18 protein-coding genes are annotated in these 20,532 nt (G+C 72.1%); 13 read left to right on the forward strand and 5 right to left on the reverse strand.

Annotated elements, in window-relative coordinates:
- Positions 1–245: 245 nt before the first annotated feature.
- Both ACIHCM_RS02230 and ACIHCM_RS02235 read right to left on the reverse strand, forming a co-directional pair.
- The gene (locus ACIHCM_RS02230) at positions 246–479 is read right to left on the reverse strand and encodes a ferredoxin (protein WP_399887866.1); all 234 of its coding nucleotides are present in this window, start codon (positions 477–479) and stop codon (positions 246–248) included.
- A 3-nt stretch (positions 480–482) separates the two neighbouring features.
- Positions 483–1,940, reverse strand: coding sequence for an aldehyde dehydrogenase (locus ACIHCM_RS02235; RefSeq protein ID WP_399887868.1), 1,458 nt, complete (start codon positions 1,938–1,940; stop codon positions 483–485).
- 177 nt (positions 1,941–2,117) lie between these two features.
- On the opposite strand from ACIHCM_RS02235, the gene ACIHCM_RS02240 reads away from it, so the two are divergent.
- The 8 genes from ACIHCM_RS02240 to ACIHCM_RS02275 all read left to right on the forward strand — a co-directional run bounded on the left by ACIHCM_RS02240 (position 2,118) and on the right by ACIHCM_RS02275 (position 10,695).
- Positions 2,118–3,140 carry an MBL fold metallo-hydrolase gene (locus tag ACIHCM_RS02240; protein WP_399887870.1) on the forward strand — a complete coding sequence of 341 codons (1,023 nt, stop codon included), beginning with the start codon at positions 2,118–2,120 and terminating at the stop codon, positions 3,138–3,140.
- A gap of 211 nt (positions 3,141–3,351) precedes the next feature.
- Positions 3,352–4,056: a GNAT family N-acetyltransferase gene (locus ACIHCM_RS02245; RefSeq protein ID WP_399887872.1), complete on the forward strand. Its 705-nt coding sequence runs from the start codon at positions 3,352–3,354 to the stop codon at positions 4,054–4,056.
- Positions 4,057–4,357: 301 nt separating this feature from the next.
- Positions 4,358–5,566, forward strand: a complete 1,209-nt coding sequence (locus ACIHCM_RS02250; protein WP_399887874.1) for a prenyltransferase/squalene oxidase repeat-containing protein — start codon at positions 4,358–4,360, stop codon at positions 5,564–5,566.
- Entirely contained in the window at positions 5,563–6,198 is a 636-nt protein-coding gene (locus tag ACIHCM_RS02255; RefSeq protein WP_399887876.1) for an SCO2322 family protein, read from the forward strand. The genes ACIHCM_RS02250 and ACIHCM_RS02255 overlap by 4 nt, the downstream gene beginning before the upstream one ends.
- Positions 6,191–7,411, forward strand: a complete 1,221-nt coding sequence (locus tag ACIHCM_RS02260) for an energy-coupling factor transporter transmembrane component T (protein WP_399887878.1) — start codon at positions 6,191–6,193, stop codon at positions 7,409–7,411. Before ACIHCM_RS02255 ends, ACIHCM_RS02260 begins: the two co-directional genes overlap by 8 nt.
- Positions 7,408–9,126, forward strand: a complete 1,719-nt coding sequence (locus ACIHCM_RS02265; protein ID WP_399887880.1) for an ABC transporter ATP-binding protein — start codon at positions 7,408–7,410, stop codon at positions 9,124–9,126. Before ACIHCM_RS02260 ends, ACIHCM_RS02265 begins: the two co-directional genes overlap by 4 nt.
- The gene (locus ACIHCM_RS02270; RefSeq protein WP_399887882.1) at positions 9,123–10,019 is read left to right on the forward strand and encodes an ECF transporter S component; all 897 of its coding nucleotides are present in this window, start codon (positions 9,123–9,125) and stop codon (positions 10,017–10,019) included. Before ACIHCM_RS02265 ends, ACIHCM_RS02270 begins: the two co-directional genes overlap by 4 nt.
- A gap of 259 nt (positions 10,020–10,278) precedes the next feature.
- The gene (locus ACIHCM_RS02275) at positions 10,279–10,695 is read left to right on the forward strand and encodes a transglycosylase SLT domain-containing protein (RefSeq protein WP_399887884.1); all 417 of its coding nucleotides are present in this window, start codon (positions 10,279–10,281) and stop codon (positions 10,693–10,695) included.
- Positions 10,696–10,806: 111 nt separating this feature from the next.
- Here the strand turns inward: ACIHCM_RS02275 and ACIHCM_RS02280 are convergent, their stop codons facing one another.
- Positions 10,807–12,042, reverse strand: a complete 1,236-nt coding sequence (locus ACIHCM_RS02280; RefSeq protein ID WP_399887886.1) for a cytochrome P450 — start codon at positions 12,040–12,042, stop codon at positions 10,807–10,809.
- Between the two features lie 161 nt (positions 12,043–12,203).
- Here ACIHCM_RS02280 and ACIHCM_RS02285 point away from each other — a divergent pair, with 161 nt between their 5' ends.
- Positions 12,204–13,373 (forward strand): steroid 3-ketoacyl-CoA thiolase, encoded by a 1,170-nt coding sequence (locus ACIHCM_RS02285; protein ID WP_399887888.1) that lies wholly within the window; start codon positions 12,204–12,206, stop codon positions 13,371–13,373.
- Here the strand turns inward: ACIHCM_RS02285 and ACIHCM_RS02290 are convergent.
- Positions 13,357–13,635: a DUF397 domain-containing protein gene (locus tag ACIHCM_RS02290; RefSeq protein WP_393104236.1), complete on the reverse strand. Its 279-nt coding sequence runs from the start codon at positions 13,633–13,635 to the stop codon at positions 13,357–13,359. The two genes, ACIHCM_RS02285 and ACIHCM_RS02290, sit on opposite strands and share 17 nt — an antisense overlap.
- On the reverse strand, positions 13,595–14,443 hold the full coding sequence (locus ACIHCM_RS02295) for a helix-turn-helix domain-containing protein (protein WP_399887890.1): 849 nt from the start codon (positions 14,441–14,443) through the stop codon (positions 13,595–13,597). The genes ACIHCM_RS02290 and ACIHCM_RS02295 overlap by 41 nt, the downstream gene beginning before the upstream one ends.
- A gap of 92 nt (positions 14,444–14,535) precedes the next feature.
- Between ACIHCM_RS02295 and ACIHCM_RS02300 the strand changes: the two genes are divergently transcribed.
- The 4 genes from ACIHCM_RS02300 (at position 14,536) to ACIHCM_RS02315 (ending at position 20,510) form a co-directional block, all read left to right on the forward strand.
- Positions 14,536–14,976 carry an ATP-binding protein gene (locus tag ACIHCM_RS02300; protein WP_399887892.1) on the forward strand — a complete coding sequence of 147 codons (441 nt, stop codon included), beginning with the start codon at positions 14,536–14,538 and terminating at the stop codon, positions 14,974–14,976.
- Between the two features lie 141 nt (positions 14,977–15,117).
- Positions 15,118–16,734, forward strand: coding sequence for a 4-hydroxyphenylacetate 3-hydroxylase N-terminal domain-containing protein (locus tag ACIHCM_RS02305; RefSeq protein WP_399888702.1), 1,617 nt, complete (start codon positions 15,118–15,120; stop codon positions 16,732–16,734).
- Positions 16,735–16,818: 84 nt separating this feature from the next.
- Positions 16,819–17,298: a flavin reductase family protein gene (locus ACIHCM_RS02310; RefSeq protein WP_399887894.1), complete on the forward strand. Its 480-nt coding sequence runs from the start codon at positions 16,819–16,821 to the stop codon at positions 17,296–17,298.
- A gap of 155 nt (positions 17,299–17,453) precedes the next feature.
- Positions 17,454–20,510: a BTAD domain-containing putative transcriptional regulator gene (locus ACIHCM_RS02315; protein ID WP_399887896.1), complete on the forward strand. Its 3,057-nt coding sequence runs from the start codon at positions 17,454–17,456 to the stop codon at positions 20,508–20,510.
- The last annotated feature ends 22 nt before the right edge of the window (positions 20,511–20,532 follow it).

Consider the following 20,532-nt stretch of genomic DNA (forward strand, 5'->3'; position numbering starts at 1 on the left):
CCGGATCAGGTGGCTGGGGGTCGCCTTCCGGTCGCACGGCCTCTCGGTCGTACGTCCTTCCGGCCTCTCAGCCCGACCGTCGACGTCGGCACCAGCGGAAGCCGAAGCCTCTCGCAGGAGTCGGCTACTCCGGTCGAACTCCCTCACTCGCCTCGTAGGCCTGTAATCAGATTAAGTCCTCCGCGCGCAATGGGAACCCCCGAACCGGAATTTTTTACCCGAAATCCCCCCTGCTCCTCCGCCCGCTACTCCTCCGGCGGGAACACCGCCTCCCCGCTGTCCCGCAGCGTGATGGTGATCGCCTCGACGGGGCAGTTCTCGGCGGCCGCCAGGACGCCCTCGCCGGCGTCCGTCGCGGGCTCGATGGGGCGGGACTGGCGCCCCGCGTCGAGCCGGAAGGCGTCCGGGGCATGGTGGACGCACTGGGCGGAGCCGATGCACAGGGAGCGGTCGACGCCGACCTGCCAGCGGTCACCCATCCCTCAGCCCTCCCAACCGGACGGCAGATGGATCATCTTGTGCTCCAGGTACTCGCCGTAGCCCTCCGGGCCGAACTCCCGTCCCAGACCGGAGTTCTTGTAGCCGCCGAACGGGCCGAGCATGTCGAGGCTGAAGGTGTTGACCGAGTAGGTCCCGGTGCGGACCTGGCGGGCGACCTCGATGCCACGCTCCACGTCGGCCGTCCACACGCTGCCGCTGAGCCCGTACGCGGAGTCGTTCGCGATCTTCACGGCCTCCGTCTCGTCGCCGTACGGCAGCAGGCAGATCACCGGGCCGAAGATCTCCTCGCGGGCGATCCGCATGGAGTTGCCGACGTCGCCGAAGAGGGTCGGTTCGACGTACCAGCCGCGCTCCAGGCCGGCCGGGCGCCCGCCGCCCGTCAGGATCTTCGCGCCCTCCTCCTGGCCGATGCGGATGTAGTCGAGGTTGCGCCGCTGCTGGCGCTGTGCGACCAGTGGCCCCACCTGTGTGGCCGGGTCCAGCGGGTCCCCGACGACGAGCGCGCCCGCGGCCGCCGCGAACGCCTCCGCGAACTCCGCGTAGCGCGAGCGCGGCAGCAGGATGCGCGTCTGCGCCACGCACGCCTGCCCGTTGTTCATCCAGGCCGCCGGCACGATTCCCGCCACGGCCGTCTCGACGTCCGCGTCCGGCAGCACGACCGCCGCCGACTTGCCGCCCAGCTCCAGGGTGACGCGGGTCAGGTTGCGGGCGGCGACCTCCATCACGCGGCGGCCCGCCGCCACCGATCCGGTGAACGACACCTTGTCGACCGCGGGGTGGCCGACGAGGTACTCGCTCACCTCGCGCTCCGCGGGCAGGATCGACAGCACTCCGTCCGGGAGCCCGGCCTCCTGCGCGATCTCGCCGAGCAGGTACGCGTCCAGCGGCGACTCCGGAGACGGCTTGAGGACGACCGTGCACCCGGTCAGCAGCGCGGGCGCGAGCTTGGCGGCGGCGACGAACTGCGGGACGTTCCAGGGCACGACCGCCGCGACGACGCCCACCGGCTCGCGCCGCACCAGCAGCCGCCCGAGCACGCCGTCGCGCGCCTCCTCGTAGGTGAAGCCGCGGGCGACCCGGATCGCAGCGTCCCAGACCATCATCGCGCCGAGCGCCTGCGCGAGGACGCTCCAGGAATACGGCGACCCGTTCTGGGACGAGATCACCCGGGCGATCTCCTCGTGCCGGGCGGCGATGCCGTCCTTGATCCGCCCGACGACGTCGATCCGCTCGTCGAGGGACATCCGGGGCCAGGGTCCTTCGTCGAAGGCCCCGCGGGCGGCCGCGAGCGCCCGGTCCACGTCCTGCGCCGAGGCGTGCGGCACCCGCCCGAGCACCTCCTCGGTGTGCGGGGAGACCACCTCGATGACGTCCTTGCCGAGGGGGTCGGTCAACTCCCCGCCGATGAACAGCTGTCCGTGTTCCACGAGCTCGGTCATGGCGACTGCCTCCCTGATCCCCGGCGCCGCCCTCCCTGACACTCCATCAGGTATGCGGACTACGAAGACTGATACCAGCTCCCCCCGGAGGAGTCCACGGCCCGGAACCGGTGACTCGGGCTCCCATGGAAACGTGTTCTAGTTATAGTGGCCGCACGGCGGCGATCGGGGGAACCCATGACGCAGGTGCACGACCACGGCGGCGGCGTACGGTCCCTGAAGGTCCCCATCCCGGACAATCCGCTCGGCCACACCCTCGTCCACGTCGTCGACACCGACGCCGGCCCGGTACTGATCGACACCGGCTGGGACGACCCGGCCTCCTGGGACACCCTCGTCGCCGGGCTCGCGGCGTGCGGCACCTCGGCCGCCGAGGTGCACGGCGTGGTCGTCACCCACCACCACCCCGACCACCACGGCCTCTCGGGCCGGGTGCGGGAAGCTTCGGGGGCGTGGATCGCCATGCACGCGGCGGACGCGGCGGTGGTGCGGCGCACCAGCGAGGCCCGTCCCGAGCGGTGGTTCTCGTACATGGCGGACAAGCTCACCGCGGCCGGCGCTCCCGAGGCCCATGTCGCCCCCCTGCGCACCGCCCGCGGCCGCCTCCCCGGCCTCTCCCCCGCCCTGCCCGACCGCGAGATCGTCCCCGGCGAACTGGTCGGCCTCCCCGGCCGCCGGCTGCGGGCGATCTGGACGCCGGGCCACACGCCGGGCCATGTCTGCCTGCACCTGGAGGAGGAGCACCCCGCCCGGCTGCCGGGTCACGGGCGCCTGTTCTCCGGCGACCACGTGCTGCCCGGGATCACCCCGCACATCGGCCTGTACGAGGACCCGGACGACACGACCGTCACCGACCCGCTCGGCGACTACCTGGCCTCGCTGGAGCGCGTCGCCCGTCTCGCGCCCGCCGAAGTCCTCCCCGCGCACCAGTACGCGTTCACCGGCGCCGCCGCCCGGGTGGCCGAGTTGCTCACCCACCACGAGGCCCGCCTCACCGGCCTGCTGGCGCTTCTGACGCAGCCGCTCACCCCCTGGCAGCTCGCCGAGCGCATGGACTGGAACCGCCCCTGGGCCGAAATCCCCTACGGCTCCCGCACCATCGCCGTCTCGGAGGCGGAGGCCCATCTGCGCCGCCTGGTCAAACTGGGGCGGGCGGAGGCCGTGCCGGGCAGCGACCCGGTGACGTACGTGGCGGTGTGACGCCCGCGTGGCACCGGGGCGCGACTCCGCCGGGGCCCGGCGGTAGATTCGGCCGGGACCCCTGGGCGGTGGCGGCCACCGGGCCGTCCCGTCCCGCACCATCTCTCATCCCTTTCTCTTCACCGGCCTCTTCACGGGGCTCCCACGGGGGCACTTCACGAGGCCGCTTCACGGGGCCTCGTCACGGGCCCGTCTCTGCAGAGGAGTTCGCATGCTGTGGGCGCGACTGCGGCGCCGCGGGGCCGCGGGGCCGCTCCCCGCGCCAGGGCCGTGCGCGCCCGGCCGGCACACGGTGCACACGGGGCGTCTGCTGCTCTACACCCCGCAGACCCAGCTGGACCTGCTCGCGGCGGTCGCCGCCGGTTCGGACGACGCGGCGCAGCGGTGGCTCGGGATGCGGGACGAGGAGATCGTGGCCGACGCCCGGTTCCGCAGGACCCTGGTGCGGATGCGCCCCGGCGGCGATCACCGGCGCCTCCCCGCGGAGTTGCTCGCCGCGTTCGAGCTCGACCCCGAGGGCAGTGCGGTCCTGGTGGCGGTGCGCCGGGACGACGGCCGCTATGCCGGGGCGCTCCAACTGGACCACGTCACGGGCCAGACGGGCGGCTGGCTCGCGCCCCACGCACGCGGCCAGGGCCTCGGCGCGGAGCTGTTCGCCGCGGGCGCCCTGCTCGGCCACGCCCACTTCGGCATGGACACCGTCCACGCCGGCACCGAGGCGACGAACGCGGCCTGCCGGGGCGCCCTGTCGCGCGCGGGCTTCGTCGCCGCGGAAGGGCCACCCCGGCACACCCTGCGCGACGGCCGCGAGATCCACGCGATCTGGTTCCGCCACGAGTCCGGCCCGCTCGCCCGCTGCCGTGCGGCGGGCCGCGCAGATGCCCGCGACCCCCACGTGGACCCGGCCGGGGTGTGACCGGCGCCCCATGAGAGGTGCTGCTCAGGCCGGGTAGAGTGGCCCGGTCGTCATCACACCCGTACGGGGGAAAGCCGGTGCGAATCCGGCGCTGACCCTCCCCCCAGTGCCTCAAAGGCCTGGGCGGTGCCCCCACCGTGAGCAGCCGAAGCTGTGAGCCGGACCGCCCCGCACGGAATCGTGACCGGCTCGAGTGCACCGGCAACCGGCGGGTGCACGGCACCGTCGAGGTATACGGAGCCGGGCCGCCCGGGGGTGCCCGTGCTGCGCGGCTCCCCGCAGGGAGAGGCACCCGCCGATCATGAACGTCGTCCGCCGCAGCGCCGCGGCCCTGGCCGTCACCGCAGTGATCGGTGCCGCCGCGACCCCCGCCGCCCACGCCGCGAGCCCCTCGCCGTCGCTGCCCTCGGGTCTGTACGGCACGTCCGACCCGACTTACGACGGCGTCTGGCGGCAGTCGCTCGCCCTGCTCGCCCAGGACACCGTGGGCGTCGAGCCCGCCTCGGAGGCCACGGACTGGCTGGCCCGGCAGCAGTGCGACAACGGCGGCTTCGCCGCCTTCCGGGCCGAGCCCGGCAAGGACTGCGACGCCAAGACCATGGTCGACACCAACAGCACGGCCGCCGCCGTCCAGGCCCTCGCCGCGCTCGGCGACCACGACGCCGCCACCGGCAAGGCCGTCGACTGGCTGAAGTCCGTGCAGAACAAGGACGGCGGCTGGGGCTACACCCCCGGCGGCCCCAGCGACGCCAACTCCACCGCCGTCGTCGTCGGCGCCCTCGCGGCGGTGGGCGAGAAGCCGGACGCCGTCGTCAAGGACGGCAAGTCCCCGTACGACGCTCTGCTGAAGCTGTCCATACCCTGCGACGAGAAGGACGGCGGCGCCTTCGCCTACCAGCCCGGCAAGAAGGGCGAGCCGGCGGCCAACGCGGACGCGACCGCGGCGGCCGTCCTGGGCGCGCTGGGCAAGGGCCTGGCGGCCGAGGCGGGCAAGAAGGCCGAGCCGAAGTGCGCCGACGCCGGCACTCCCGAGCAGGCCGCCGCCAACGGCGCCGCCCACCTCGCCGAGACCCTCGCCAAGGACGGCCACCTCACCTCCGCCCTCCCCGGCGCCGAGGACCAGCCCGACTACGGCAACACCGCCGACGCGGTGGTCGCGCTGGCCGCGCAGGGCGGCGCCGAGCAGGCGAAGAAGCCCCTGACCTGGCTGGAGCAGAACGCGACGGCCTGGGCCAGGCAGAGCGGCCCCGCCGCCTACGCCCAGCTGATCCTCGCCGCCCATGCCGCCGGCGCCGACCCGCGCGAGTTCGGCGGCACGGACCTCGTCAGCCGGCTCAACGCGACGGGCCCGGCGCCGCAGGCCGTGGTCGAGAACCGGGTCGAGGCGAAGGACCAGGCGAAGGACGAGGACACCACCTTCGGCGCGTGGTGGTACGTCGGTGTCTTCCTCGTCGTCGGCATCGGCATCGGCTTCCTGCTCAGCGGCCGCAACAAGAGGCAGCAGCCGTGAGGTTCCGCCGTATCGCCGCCCTGCTCCTGGCCGCGCTGTTCCTGCTGCTGAACACCGGCCAGGCGCAGGCCGCCGGCTACCGCTACTGGTCGTTCTGGGAGCGCGGCGGCGACGCGTGGACGTACGCCACCGAGGGCCCCGCCACCGCCCGCCCCGCCGACGGCGACGTCCAGGGCTTCCGCTTCTCGATCAGCGAGGACTCCCAGGACGCGTCCCGGCCGCGCGGCACGGCCGACTTCGCGACGATCTGCGCCGACACCCCGGCCCGGGACGGCAGGAAGCGGGTGGCCCTGGTCATCGACTTCGGTACGGCGCCGGACGCCCCCTCCGGCGAAACCCCGCCGCCCGCCCGCACGGCCTGCGCCCAGGTGGCCCACGACGCGACGACGGCCGAGGCCCTGGCGGCGGTGGCCAGGCCCCTGCGCTACGACACCAACGCCCTGCTGTGCGCCATCTCGGGCTACCCGCAGAAGGGCTGCGGCGAGCAGGTCTCCGCGGAGCGGAAGCCGGCGCGGGAGGCCGGGGAGGAGAGCGGCAGCGGCCCGTCGCTGGGCGTGGTCGCCGGGCTGGCCGCGGTGGCGGTACTGGGCGCGGCGGCCGGCTGGCAGGCCCGCCGGCGCAGGCATGACTGACACGGACCGCCGCCGGGGCGCCGCCGGCCGGGGTGGGCGCGGCCGGTCCCACCCGGTGCCGGAAGGTGCCCCGGCTCCCCCGCACCGGCGGGGCGCACCCGTCCACCCGGGCGCCTGGTGGCTCTGGTCCCTGGCCCTCGGCACCGCGGCGACCCGCACCACCAACCCGCTCCTGCTCGCCCTCCTCGTCGCGGTCACGGCCTACGTCGTCACCACCCGCCGCCCTCACACCCCGTGGGCCCGCTCTTACGGCGCCTTCGTCAAGCTGGCCCTCGCCGTCCTCGTGGTCCGGCTCCTGTTCGCCGTCGCCCTCGGCTCGCCCCTGCCGGGCACGCACACCCTTCTCACGCTCCCCGAAGTCCCGCTGCCGGACTGGGCGCAGGGCATCCGCCTGGGCGGCCGGGTCACCGCCGAGACGCTCGTCTTCGCCCTCTACGACGGCCTGAAGCTGGCGGCGCTGCTGATCTGCGTGGGGTCGGCCAACGCCCTCGCCAGCCCCACCCGCCTGCTCAAGTCCCTCCCCGGCGCCCTCTACGAGATGGGCGTGGCCGTGGTCGTCGCCCTCACCTTCGCCCCGCACCTCATCGCCGACGCCCAGCGCCTGCGCGCCGCCCGCCGTCTGCGCGGCCGCCCGGACCGGGGTGTACGGGGGCTGCTCCAGGTGGGCCTCCCCGTCCTCGAAGGCGCCCTGGAACGCTCCGTCGCCCTCGCCGCCGCCATGGACGCCCGCGGCTACGGCCGTACCGCGCAGGTCCCGCCGGCGGTCCGGCGTACGACCGCCGCCCTCACGCTCACCGGTCTGCTCGGCGTCTGCGCCGGAACGTACGGCCTGCTCACCGCCGCGGGCGGCACCTACGGTCTGCCCGTCCTGCTCACCGGCCTCGCCGCCGCGCTCGCCGGCCTGCGGCTGGGCGGCCGTCGCACCCCCCGCACCCGCTACCGGCCCGACACCTGGAACGCCCGTTCCTGCCTGGTCGCCGCCTCCGGCGTCGCGGTGGCCGCCCTGCTCGCCCTCGCCGCGTCCGTCGACCCCGCGGCCCTGCACCCGGGCGTGATTCCGCTGGTCGCCCCCACCCTGCCGCTCTGGCCCGCCGCGGCCGTACTCCTCGGTCTGCTCCCCGCGTTCGTCACGCCCGCCCCGGAAGTACCCGCCCCGGAACCGCTCGCTCCAGAACCACTCGCTCCCGAGGAAGCCGAGGAGAAGCCCTCATGATCCGCTTCGAGGACGTCTCCGTGACCTACGACGGAGCGGCCGAACCCACCGTGCGCGGAGTTGACTTCGAGGTTCCGGAAGGCGAACTCGTCCTCCTGGTCGGCCCGTCCGGCGCCGGCAAGTCCACCCTGCTCGGCGCGGTCAGCGGTCTGGTCCCGCACTTCACCGGCGGCACCCTGCGCGGCCGGGTCACGGTCGCGGGCCGCGACACCCGCACCCACAAGCCGCGCGAACTGGCCGACGTCGTGGGCACGGTCGGCCAGGACCCGCTCTCCCACTTCGTCACGGACACCGTCGAGGACGAACTCGCCTACGGCATGGAGTCGCTGGGCCTCGCCCCGGACGTGATGCGCCGCCGTGTGGAGGAGACCCTCGACCTGCTCGGCCTCGCCGATCTGCGCCACCGCCCGATCGCCACCCTCTCCGGCGGCCAGCGGCAGCGCGTCGCGATCGGCTCGGTGCTCACCCCGCACCCGAGGGTGCTCGTCCTGGACGAGCCGACCTCGGCGCTCGACCCGGCCGCCGCCGAAGAGGTCCTCGCCGTCCTCCAGCGGCTCGTGCACGACCTCGGTACGACGGTCCTGATGGCCGAGCACCGTCTGGAGCGGGTCGTCCAGTACGCCGACCAGGTCGCCCTCCTCCCGGGGCCCGGCGCGGCCCCGCGCCTCGGCACCCCGGCCGAGATGATGGCCGTGTCCCCGGTGTACCCACCGGTGGTGGACCTCGGCCGCCTGGCGGGCTGGGACCCGCTTCCCCTGACGGTCAGGGACGCACGCCGCCGGGCCACGGACCTACGGCGACAGCTCGACGGACGGGACGGCATCGCTCTGGAGGGACGCGGGGAACCACGCGAGCAGCCGCAGCGGACCCGCACCCGCGAGCGGTCCGCACCCCCCGGGACAGGGGGCGTCACCCCCCTCCGCCGCCTCCGGGGCAGACGCGAAACCACCCCCGCGCCCTCCCTCCACGCTGCCGAAGTACACGCCCTCGCCGTCACCCGCGGCCGCGTCCGCGCCCTGCACCGCGTCGGCCTCACCGTCTCCCCCGGCGAGACCGTCGCCCTCATGGGCCGCAACGGCGCCGGAAAGTCCACGCTGCTCTCCGCGCTGGTCGGCCTGGTCCGGCCGTCCTCCGGGAGCGTCCGCGTCGGCGGCGTGACGCCGCACCGCACGGCGCCCCCGGAACTCGTACGCCGGGTCGGCCTCGTACCGCAGGAGCCGCGCGACCTGCTCTACGCCGACACGGTCGCGGCCGAGTGCGCGGCCGCCGACGCCGACGCGGGCGCCGCGGCCGGGACGTGCCGGGCGCTGGTGTCCGACCTGCTTCCCGGCATCACCGACGGCACGCACCCCCGCGACCTCTCGGAGGGCCAGCGCCTCACCCTCGCGCTGGCGGTCGTCCTCACCGCCCGCCCGCCACTGCTGCTCCTCGACGAACCGACCCGGGGGCTGGACTACGCCGCCAAGTCCCGCCTGGTCACGCTGTTGCGCGAGCTGGCCGCCGAGGGCCATGCGATCGTCCTGGCCACCCACGACGTCGAGCTCGCCGCCGAACTGGCCCACCGGGTGGTCCTGCTGGCCCAGGGCGAGGTGATCGCGGACGGCCCGACGGCCGACGTGGTCGTCTCGTCCCCCTCGTTCGCCCCGCAGGTCACCAAGATCCTGGCCCCGCAGCGGTGGCTCACGGTGCCCCAGGTCCGGGAGGCCCTGTCGTGACCGGTCCCGTCCGCCTCGGCCCGCGTTCGCTCGTCGCGCTCGCCCTCACCAGCGCGGTCGGTGCCGCCGCCTTCTTCTGGCCCTTCCTCGCCCCGCCCACCTCCCAGGTGGCGGCCCACGCCCAGGACGCGCCGTGGCTCTTCGCGGGTCTGCTGGTCCTCCTGATGGGCGTGGTCGCGGCGACGATCTCGGAGTCGGGACTGGGCCCGAAGGCCGTGGCGATGCTCGGTGTGCTGGCGGCCACGGGTGCGGCGCTGCGGCCCATCGGTGCGGGCACGGCGGGCATCGAGCCGATGTTCTTCCTGATGGTGCTGAGCGGGCGGGTGCTCGGGCCGGGCTTCGGCTTCGTGCTCGGCGCGATCACGATGTTCGCGTCGGCGCTGCTCACGGGCGGGGTGGGTCCGTGGATGCCGTTCCAGATGCTGGCGATGGGCTGGTTCACGATGGCGGCGGGCCTGCTCCCGGCGCCGGACCGCCTCCGCGGCCGCGCCGAGCTTCTCCTGCTGGCCTGCTACGGCTTCCTCGCGGCCTTCGCCTACGGCACGATCATGAATCTCGCGGGCTGGCCCTTCATGGGCGCGCTGGCCTCGAACATCGCCTTCGACCCGGACGCGCCGGTCGCCGCCAACCTGGCCCGCTTCCTGGCGTACTGCCTGGCCACGTCCCTCGGCTGGGATCTGGGCCGGGCGGTCGTCACGGTCGTCCTCACCGTCACCCTCGGCCCGGCCGTCCTCAAGGCGCTGCGCCGGGCCACCCGCCGGGCCGCCTTCGAGACGCCGGTCACATTCGACCCGCCCGCGGCGTCACCGGGCGGTGAGGGCGCACGCACGGACGGTCACCCGGACGGTGAACCACCCCACATGACCTACGTCACCAACGATCCCCGTTCGTAGATCCGAAAGCCTGTCATGCACGCCGCATCATGGCCTCTGACCTGCACAATGAGAGCCACGTCACACGATGGACTTTTGGCTCGGATGCGGCCGCAACTAGTAAAAGGGGTCATTGCGGACAGTTCGTTCGGCTGTTTCTCTGGATGACGTCGCAGGGCGCCGACCGGCCCACAGGGTCCCGGCATCCAGGCATCCCCACCACGCACCGTGTGGTTCCGGCTTGCCGCGACACCCCCGTCCCCGACGAAAAGGTTCGCCTGTGTCCGCCTCCATCCTCCGCCGCATCGCCGCCCCGAAGAAGGCCCTCACCGGAGTCGCCGTCGCCGCAGCCACCGCCGGCATGGCGCTCTCCGCCGCCCCGGCCCACGCCGCGCCGGCCGCCACCCCCGCCCAGGCCCAGGCGATCGCGAAGAAGATGATCCCGGACGCCACCCAGTACAAGGCCTTCAGCAAGATCGTCGAGCACGAGAGCGGCTGGGACGTGGACGCCACCAACGCGTCCTCCGGCGCCTACGGCCTGGTCCAGGCCCTGCCCGGCAACAAGATGGCCACCGCCGGCTCCGACTGGAAGACCAACGCCCAGACCCAGATCGAGTGGGGCCTGGACTACATGAAGTCCCGCTACGGCAGCCCGGTCGGCGCCTGGAACTTCTGGCAGGCCAACGGCTGGTACTGAGCCGGCCCCACCGTGCCGGCGACCGGCACCCACAGCATCGGCTGGTGCTGAGAACCCAGCCCCCAAGCAGGCGGCGGCCCCCGATCCCCGGGGCCGCCGCCGTCTGTGTGCTCAGCCCGCGCTGACCCGCAGTTCCTTCACACCGTTGATCCACGCCGAGCGCAGCCGCCGGGGATCCCCCGCCAGCCGCAGGTTCGGCATGGCGTCGGCGAGGGCGTTGAAGATGAGGTCGATCTCCAGGACGGCCAGGGACTTGCCGAGGCAGTAGTGCGGGCCACCGCCGCCGAAGCCGAGGTGCGGATTGGGGTCCCGGGTGATGTCGAAGACGTCCGGCCTGTCGAACACCTCGGGGTCGTGGTTGGCCGAGGAGTAGAAGATGCCGACCCGGTCACCCTTCCGGATCAGCTTGCCGCCCAGCTCGGTGTCCTGCGTCGCCGTCCGCTGGAAGGACACCACCGGCGTCGCCCAGCGCACGATCTCCTCGGCGGCCGTCGAGGGCCGCTCCCGCTTGTAGAGGTCCCACTGCGCGGGGTGCGTGAGGAAGCCGTGCATGCCGTGCGTGATGGCGTTGCGGGTCGTCTCGTTGCCCGCCACCGCCAGCATCAGCACGAAGAACCCGAACTCGTCCGACCCCAGGTTGCCCTCGTCCTCCGCGGCCACCAGCGTGGTGACGATGTCCTTTGCCGGGCACTGCTTGCGGTCGGCGGCCATGTTCATGGCGTACGCGATCAGCTCGGTGGCCGACTCCTTGCCGGCCTCCTCCGTGATGGCGTACTCGGGATCGTCGTACGCGATCATCTTGTTGGACCAGTCGAAGAGCTTGGCCCGGTCGTCCTGCGGTACGCCGATCAGCTCCGCGATCGCCTGGAGCGGCAGCTCGCACGCGACCTCCGTGACGAAGTCGAACGGCCCGGAGTGCGCGCGGGCGCCCTCGACTATGGCGTGCGCCCGGGCGCGCAGCCGTTCCTCCAGCGCCCGGATGGCCCGTGGCGTGAACCCGCGTTGCACGATCTGCCGTACCCGGGTGTGCTCCGGCGGGTCCATGTTCAGCAGGATCAGCCGTTGCGCGTCGATCGCGTCCCGTTCGATGTGCTCGTTGAAGCGGATGATCGCCGTGTTGACGGTGGAGGAGAACAGCTCGGGGTGGGTGGAGACGTACTTGACGTCGGCGTGCCGCGTGACCGCCCAGTACCCCTCGTCCTGGAATCCGGCCAGGTTCGCGGGCTGGGAGATCCAGGTGACCGGTTCGGCGCGGCGCAGTTCGGCGAACTCCGGCAGGGGCACGCGGTGGTGCAGCAGATCGGGGTCGGTGAAGTCGAACCCTTCGGGAAGCGCTGGACAGGGCATGGCGGCTCCAGCCATCTGACGAACAGTCAGGAAGTGCCGTGAACGTAACGGCGGACTCCGAAGACTGCAAGACCCTTGCGGTGACCGGCGTCCCGTCCGCAGACTGCACACAGAACTAGAACACGTATCAGTTGCTGGTTCTGGACGAGAGGACCGCCTTCATGGCCGCCGAACCCGTCATCGTCGAAGCCGTGCGCACCCCCATCGGCAAGCGCGGCGGCGCGCTGGCCAATCTGCATCCCGCCTATCTGCTGGGCGAGACGTACCGCGAACTCCTCGGCCGCACCGGCATCCCCGCCGACTGCGTCGAACAGATCGTCGGCGGCACGGTCACCCACGCCGGGGAACAGTCCATGAACCCCGCGCGGACCGCCTGGCTGACCATGGGCCTGCCGTACGAGACGGCGGCGACGACGGTCGACTGCCAGTGCGGCTCCTCGCAGCAGGCGTCCCACATGACCGCCAACCTCATCGCGGCCGGCGTGATCGACGTCGGCATCTCCTGCGGCGTCGAGGCGATGTCCCGCGTACCGCTCGGGTCGGGCTCCAAGCACGGGCCCGGGAAGCCGTTCCCCGACGAGTGGAACGTCGACCTGCCCAACCAGTTCGTGGCGGCCGAGCGCATCGCCAACCACCGCGGGCTGACCCGCGAGAACGTCGACGCCCTCGGCCTGCTCTCCCAGGAACGCGCCGCGGCCGCCTGGTCGGAGGAGCGTTTCAAGCGTGAGACGTTCGCCGTCCAGGTCCCCACCACCGAGGAGGAGCAGCACGCCGGGCAGGGCATGTGGCGGCTCGTCGACCGCGACGAGGGGCTGCGCGACACGTCGGCCGACGCGCTGGCGGGGCTGAAACCGATCATGCCGACGGCCGTGCACACGGCCGGCAACTCCTCGCAGATCTCGGACGGGGCGGCGGCCATCATGTGGGCCTCGAAACGCATGGCGCGTGCGCTGAAGCTGAGGCCGAGGGCCCGGATCGTGGCTCAGGCCCTGGTCGGCGCCGACCCGCACTTCCACCTGGACGGCCCGATCGACGCCACTCGCGCGGTGCTCGGCAAGGCGGGGATGTCACTGAGGGACATCGACGTGGTCGAGATCAACGAGGCGTTCGCGTCGGTGGTGCTGAGCTGGGCGCAGGTCTTCGAGCAGGACCTGGAGAAGGTCAACGTCAACGGCGGCGCGATCGCGCTCGGGCACCCGGTCGGGGCGACGGGCGCCCGGCTCATCACGACGGCGCTGCACGAACTGGAGCGCACGGACAAGGAGTTCGCGCTGGTGACGATGTGCGCGGGCGGTGCGCTCGCCACCGGCACGATCATTCAGCGGTTGTAGCAGCCGACCAGGAGATGAACGTGTTGAAGGCGGCGGGGGCGACGGTGAGTATGGGGCCGGCCGGGATCTTCGAGTCGCGGATGGCGACGGTGGCGCACGAGGATTCGGAGATCTCGACGCAATTGCCGCCCTGGTCACCGCTGTACGTCGACTTGCGCCATGTCAGACCGAGAGGAGCGCACTCGACACACTCGCCCCCTTGGTCCCCGCTGTAGCTGGACTTACGCCACTCGGCCACCGTCTTGATCGCGTTGCTCGCCATAGCGTTCCTCCATCACGCGCCGGATCAACTCCGCCGAGTCCCTGAGGGAGAGAGCGGCGGCCTGGAGATGATCGTAACGGAGCGAGCAGTCCCTGACGGTGTCCGGATTGGCGGTCGGATGCCCGCTGCCGTAGCCCTCGGTGTAGACGATCGCCGGATCGCTTGGAAAGCGATAGATGTCGAACGAGCCTTGCAGTCCCGCGTGAGCTCCTGCCGTGAACGGCAGCACCTGCATGTTGATCCGTGGGTTGCCCTCGAAGGACAACAGGTGGGCGAGTTGTTGCCGCATGGGCTCCCGGCCGCCGATCTCCTGATACAGCGCTGCCTCACTGAGGATGAGCCAGAAGATCGGCGGCTCGGCCTGTTCGAAGATGTGTTGTCGAGCCAGTCGGACGGCTGTGCGGTCGTCGAGGTCGGTCTGGTCCAGCACGCCGAGCACCGCACGCGCATACCCGTCGGCCTGCACCAAACCGTGCACGAGGTTCATCTCGAAGCAGCAGATCTCCGTGGCCCGCGATTGAAGTTCCGCCGTCTGCTGAAACCAGGCCGGAAGTTGGCTGCGCAGCACCAGCTCGGTCAGCCGGGAGAGCAGACCGCCCGTCCCCAGCGCCGCGTCCACCCGCTCGCTGAACGCGGGCGTCGGCAGCTTGCGCGCGGTCTCGATCTGCCCCACCAGCGAGCCGGTGTAGTTGATGATCTCGCCGAGCTGCCGCTGCGTCAGTCCGGCCGCCTCGCGATGTCGCCGCAGTTCGTAGCCGTAGTAGTCCAGCGGCGACGCACCCGGGTCGAGGACGTTGATGTGGGTCATGCTCGGTCCCCTCTCACGCAACTCCGCCCACAGCGGGACGGGTTGTATCCGATCCGTTGCCCACAGTAGTCACGGCTGGCCAGCCTCGTAGCGTGAACGAATACATTCCGCCGGCCTACCTGGCCCCTCGTCCCGTCCAGTACCGCATGAGCCTCGCCGTGGGTGAGCACTCGGCGCGGCATGTCCGCCGTATCGTCCGCTCGCTCCTGTCGGAGTGGGAGATGACGGAGCTGACCGACGCGGTGGAACTCGGCGTGACGGAGCTGGTCGCCAACGTCGTACGGCATGTCCGGGACCGGCGCTGTGTACTGCTGGTGCTGCGGCTGAAGACGGGGGTGCGGGTGGAGGTGACCGACTCCTCTCCCCAACTTCCGCGCATGCGCCGAGAGTTGTCGGCGGACGCGGAGGGCGGGCGGGGGCTCGTTCTGCTGGACGCGCTGGTCGACAAGTGGGGTGTGGATCAGGGGCCCCTGGGAGGCAAGACCGTGTGGTTCGAGTGCGGGCCGACGGAGAGCGGGCTCGGCGCACGGTGAGCGAGCCGCCCGCGGGCACCCCGCCGTCGGGCGGCACGGCGGTGCCCGTTCGCAGGACCATAAACACCCTGTTCGCGGAGTGTTAACGCCGTGACCACCACGATGAGCCCCGTCCCTGGAGAACTGGAGGCAGACGTGACCATGAGGACCGGTTCCGAGTACCTGGAATCTCTGCGTGACGGGCGTAACGTCATCATCGACGGCGAGCGCATCGAGGATGTGACGAAGCACCCTCTGACCCGTGGCTACGCCGAACAGGCCGCCCGCTTCTACGACCTGCACCACGAGCCCGGGAACCAGGATTCCCTGACCTTCGTCGACGAGGACGGCAAGCGGCGCCCCATCGGCTGGCTGTATCCGCGTAGCCAGGGCGACCTCGAACGACGGCGCGACTACGCGAACACGGTGATCCGCAGCTTCGGGGGCGGCGCGTTCGGCCGCCTCCCCCAGAGCAACAACGGCAACTGGTACGCGCTCGTGGACGACACCGCCCCCTGGGCCGAGCTGTCCGTGGACACGCCCGAGACCGTCGACCTCGCCCGCAACATCGTCGCGGACTTCGAGGCCAACCGCGACGCGGACCTCTGGACGGTCCCCCTGCTCAACGACGTCCAGCGCGACCGCTCGGACCCCTCGGTGGCCGCACGCAACCCGATGCTCCGCGTCAAGGAGCGAAACGACGAAGGCATCGTGGTCGAGGGCTGGAAGGGCGTCTCCACCGCGGTCATCTTCGCCGACACGATTCTGCTCGGCAACATAGTGAAGCCCGGGACGGAACCGGAGCACATCGTCTGGGCGAGCGTCCCCGTCAACCACCCCGACGTCACGCACGTGGGACGCCGTTCCAACGCCACACCCCCCGACGCCGGCTTCGAGCGGCCGCTGTCGAGCCTCGGCGACGAGCTCGACTCCATGGCGTACTTCGACAACGTGCTCATCCCGTGGGAGCACGTCTACCACCTGGGCAACGTCGATCACTCCAGGCTGTACGCGCAGCGTACGTTCGACTTCGAGCACGCCGACACCCTGCACCACATGATCGTCAACGCGGAGCTCATGACCGGACTTGCGGTCCTCGTCGCACAGTCCACCGGAACGGCTCAGCACCCGGTCGTCGGATCCGACATCGCCGACCTCGTCCGCTTCCACGAGACGCTGCGCGCCTTCAGCATCGCGTCGGAGGCGACCGCGTTCGTCACGCCCAGGGGGCTGTGCAAGCCCAACAACATTTTCTACGACTTCGGCCGCGCCCACTACCTCGAGAACGTGAGCCGGCTGACGGAGAAGCTCGTGGAGATGTGCGGCCGCTCCGCGGTGCTGTCGCCGAGCGCGAAGGACTTCGAGGTTCCCGGGATCGGCACCCGGCTTCTGGAGATGTTCCACGGCACGACGTTGAGCGCGCACGACCGGGTGCGGCTGTTCAAGTTCGTCCAGGACCGGTTCCTCAGCGACTGGGCCGGACGCTTCAGGTCGTTCGAGAGGTTCCAGGGCACGCCGCTGTTCCTCATCAAGCTGCTGACGATGCAGCGCATCTCGACCGACCCCGGCGGCTCCATCACCGAACTGGCCCGCCAGGCCGTCGGTCTCGGCACCTCCGAGGAGATGACCGCACGCGCCGTCGCCGAGCGGAAGGAGCTGTTCGGCTCGGTGGCTCCCGTCGCCACCGGGGCCGTCCCCACCGGTGCCGCCGCGGCCAACCAGGGCTTCTCGCTGGACGACAAGGATCAGCCCGACTACATCAAGACCCAGGACGCGTGACCGCCTCCGGTGTGCCCGGCCCACAGGATCCCGCGGGCCGGGCGCACCGGCAGAGCGCCACACCCGCCCTTTCGGAGGTTTTCCATGACTGAGACCCTCGACACGACCGTCGCGTTCCGGGCCACCATGGGCCGTCTCGCCAGCGGTGTCAGCGTCATCACGACCCGGACCGGAAGCACGCCCATCGGCATGACGGCCAGCGCGGTCTCCGCCTTGTCGCTGGACCCGCTGCAGTTGATCGTGTGCGTCGGCAACCACCTGTTCACCCGCACCGCGATCGCCGAGCACGGACGCTTCGCCGTCAACATCCTGGGCGAGGACGGCGAGGACCTGGCCCGCACCTTCGCCGCGCCGGTGCCCGACCGGTTCGCCGGCGTGGCCGTCGACGACAGCCACGGCGTTCCGGTCCTCCAGGACGCCATCGCCACCGTGGTCTGCCAGGTCTCCCAGGCCCTGCCCGGCGGCGACCACACCATCTTCGTCGGCGACGCACGGCACTTCACGCACAAATCCGCGAGCCGTCCGCTGGTCTACTTCGCGGGCGAGTTCGGTGTCATGAGCTAGGGACGATCTCCCCGACTTGTCAGGCGCTCTTTTCGGACAACCGGCTTAGACTCCAGCAGGAGCCAGGAAGCGCGGAGGTTGGGCGATGTCGGACCACATGGCCTGGAGTGCCGGGAGAGGAGCCTGCTCCCCCGGACGTCACGGAAGTTGCTCCGATGGCTGAATCCGGTACCGGCCGGTCGACCGGCCCCAAGGCACCAGGCCGTCACCACCGCACGATCATCAGACGCAAACTCGCCGTACCCGAGCCGGCGAAGGAGACGGTCCACCGCCGCAGGCTCAGCCGGCGTATCCACGAACTCCTCGACCGCCACACGGTGGTGAAGGTCTGTGCGACCGCGGGCGCCGGCAAGACGACCGCGGTCGTGCTGGCTCTTCGCGACCTCGACAGGCCCGTCGCCTGGGTCTCCCTGGACGGGACGGAGCAGGCCGCGGGACGTCTGCTCGTCTATGTCGAGGCGGCCGTCGAGGAGAAGGTCTCCGGGGCGGCGGGTGTCGCCTCGGACGCCCTGAGCAGCGGCCTTCAGATCGGTGAGGCGGCCGGACTGCTCGCCGAAAGCCTGCAGGGCGGCCGGCTCGTCGTGGTCTGCGACAACGTGGAGCGCGTCGCCTCCGACGAGAGCTGCGCCGCGGTGCTGTCCTCCTTCGCCCGCTACCTGCCGTCCGACGCGAACCTCGTCCTGATCTCGCGCGTCGACGTCCAGCTCGACGTGGGCTCCACCAGCGAGCGCGACCGGGTCGGCGAGCTGGTCGAGGCCGACCTCGCCTTCGACGTCCAGGAGGCGGGCGACGCGCTGCGAACGGCCGGCGGCCCCGACGTCGACCCCGGGCAGGCGGTGGCCGCGACGGGGGGATGGGTGACCGGCGTCCTGTTCAACGGCTGGCGCCACACCCGCTCCGGCGAGATGGACCCCGACGCGCTGCACTCCTACGTCGCCGCCAACATATTCGACTCCCTTTCCCCGACGGAACGAACCTTCCTGCTCCATACGAGCCCGCTGGACGAGATATCGGTCGACGCGGCCCGGGCACTGGGCCAGGAGAACGCGGCGCACCTCATCGCGGGCCTGCGGCGCCGGCATCTGCCGGTGACGTGGTCCGCCGACGGTTCGCGCATGACGCCCCACCCCATGTTCCGCGACTTCCTGCGGGTGGCCCTCGAACGGGAGGACGCCAGGACGCTCGGCGAGGTGCGTCGCAGACACGCGGAAGTCCTGATCAAGGGCGGCGCACGCGAGCAAGCGGTGGACGAACTGCTCCGGCTCGGCGACCTGGAGACGGCCGGGCGGCTGGCCGCCGCCGCCCTCCCGAGCCTGGTGGCGCGCATGGACTTCGCGCAGGCGGCACGGTGGCTCGAAGCGCTGGGCGCGTCGGCCCGGACCCCGACGCCGGAGATCGGATCCGTCGTCCTGCACGTGGCCTTCGCGCTGGAGCAGTGGGGACGCGGAGTCGAGTTCATCGACCGGCACGGCTACGGCTGGCTTCCGGAACTGGGGGCTCCAGGCTCCGAGGAGGCGCGCGTCCTGGCGTGCTGGAGCCTTTGGCACTCCGGGCGGGTCGGCGAGGCCCGGTCCCTCGGCGACCAGCTGCCACCCGGCCGCAACCGGCGTCTCGCCGACTCGTTGATCGCGGGCGCGACCGGCGAGGAGCCGCCGCCCTTCCCGGAGTACTCGACGATGCCCTCCGGCCCCCTCGACGGCCTGCTGATGCGGCTGGCCTTCATCCGCGGTCGCCTCGACGGACTCGACAACCCGATCTCCTTCGACCCGTGGCGCACGGTCCTCGGGGGTCCCTGGGTCGTCGCCGCGTCACGTGCCACCGGGCGCCTGGACGCCGCGATGGCCCTCTACGAGCCTCGTCGTGCTTCGTCGCAGCCGGTCTGGCTGCACGCCGTCGACGCCGTCGACCTCATGCTCGACGTGGGACGCGGAGAGGAAGCCTGGTCCTTGCTCAGGAGGGGGCGGGACCTCGTCGCGTCAACAGGCTCGAGGGTGTACCAGAACATGAGCCTGCTCACCGAGGCCAAGATGTGGCTGCGTCTCGAAGGCGACTGGCGGCGGGCCGACGGCGTACTGGCGGCGGCCGCCGCCAACGGCGCCGCGGACTACGCCCTGACGCGCGAGACATGGCAGCTGTGGACCGGTCTTTCGCTGCTGCTGCAGCGCAGGGACGCCGAGGCGCGGGAGCATCTGTCGGCGTGCCTGCTGAGCATGCAGCGAGGAGACCGCGGGCTCGATCTCCCGACGGCCGCGGTGTACTTGGCCGAGGCGCAGTGGCGGCTCGGTCTGGAGGACGAGTCCGACGCCACGGCGGAGCTGGCCATCGGCTCCGCCTCGGCCCACGGCACCCAGCACTTGCTGCTGACAGCCCTGGCGGACGCGCCGTCGGTCGCGCCCAGGGCGGCGGACACCAAGTCCAGCCGCATGTCGCAGTGTCACGAGATCCTCACCGTGCTGTCCGGACGCCACCCCGTGCGCGTGAACGCGATCGCGCCCCGTCTCGTCCTCGAGGAGTTCGGGGAGCCGACGCTCACGGTCGACGGGAAGGTGGTCCAGCCCCGCCTGACGAAGAGTGTGGAACTGCTCAGCTATCTGCTCGGCACCCCTGACCGCAGGGCCACCCGCGACGAGCTGCTCGGCGCGCTCTTCGGCGGCCGCAACGATGCCGCCAGCCGGAGCTACCTGCGTCAGGCCCTCTTCCGGCTTCGCCAGGCGCTCCCCGCGGACCTCGGGCCCTCGCAGGACGGGGACGTCTTCAGTCTGGTCGGTCCGGAGCTGGCGGCGGGCTCGGCACAGCGGGCCGTCGACACGGTCGCGCAGGCCGGCAGACAGGACGGCGAGATCCGGCTCCGGACGCTCCTGCAGGCCCTCGCCGGCGCCGAGCGGGGCCCCTTCCTGGCGACGGTGTCGGGGAACTGGGCCGCGGAGCGTCGCGTGGCTGTGAGCGAGGTCCTGCTGTCCGCCAGGGTCGACGCGGCCAGGCTGGCCCACCGGCTGAACCGGCTTCGTGAGGCGAAGGACCTGGTCGACCGCGTGCTGCGCGACGATCCCTACCGCGAGCAGGCCTGGCAGCTCGCGATCCAGCTCGAGTCCGCCGGCGGCGGCGAGGACACGGTGCCGGCGCTCTACCACCGCTACGTCTCACGGATGAGGGAACTCGGCGTCGCGCCGTCCGCCGAGGTCCGCCGCCTCGTCACCCGGCTGCGCCGCTAGGCCGCCCTCGCCCTTCGCCCCG

The sequence above is a fragment of the Streptomyces sp. NPDC052023 genome (assembly GCF_044548465.1).
Lineage (GTDB): Bacteria > Actinomycetota > Actinomycetes > Streptomycetales > Streptomycetaceae > Streptomyces.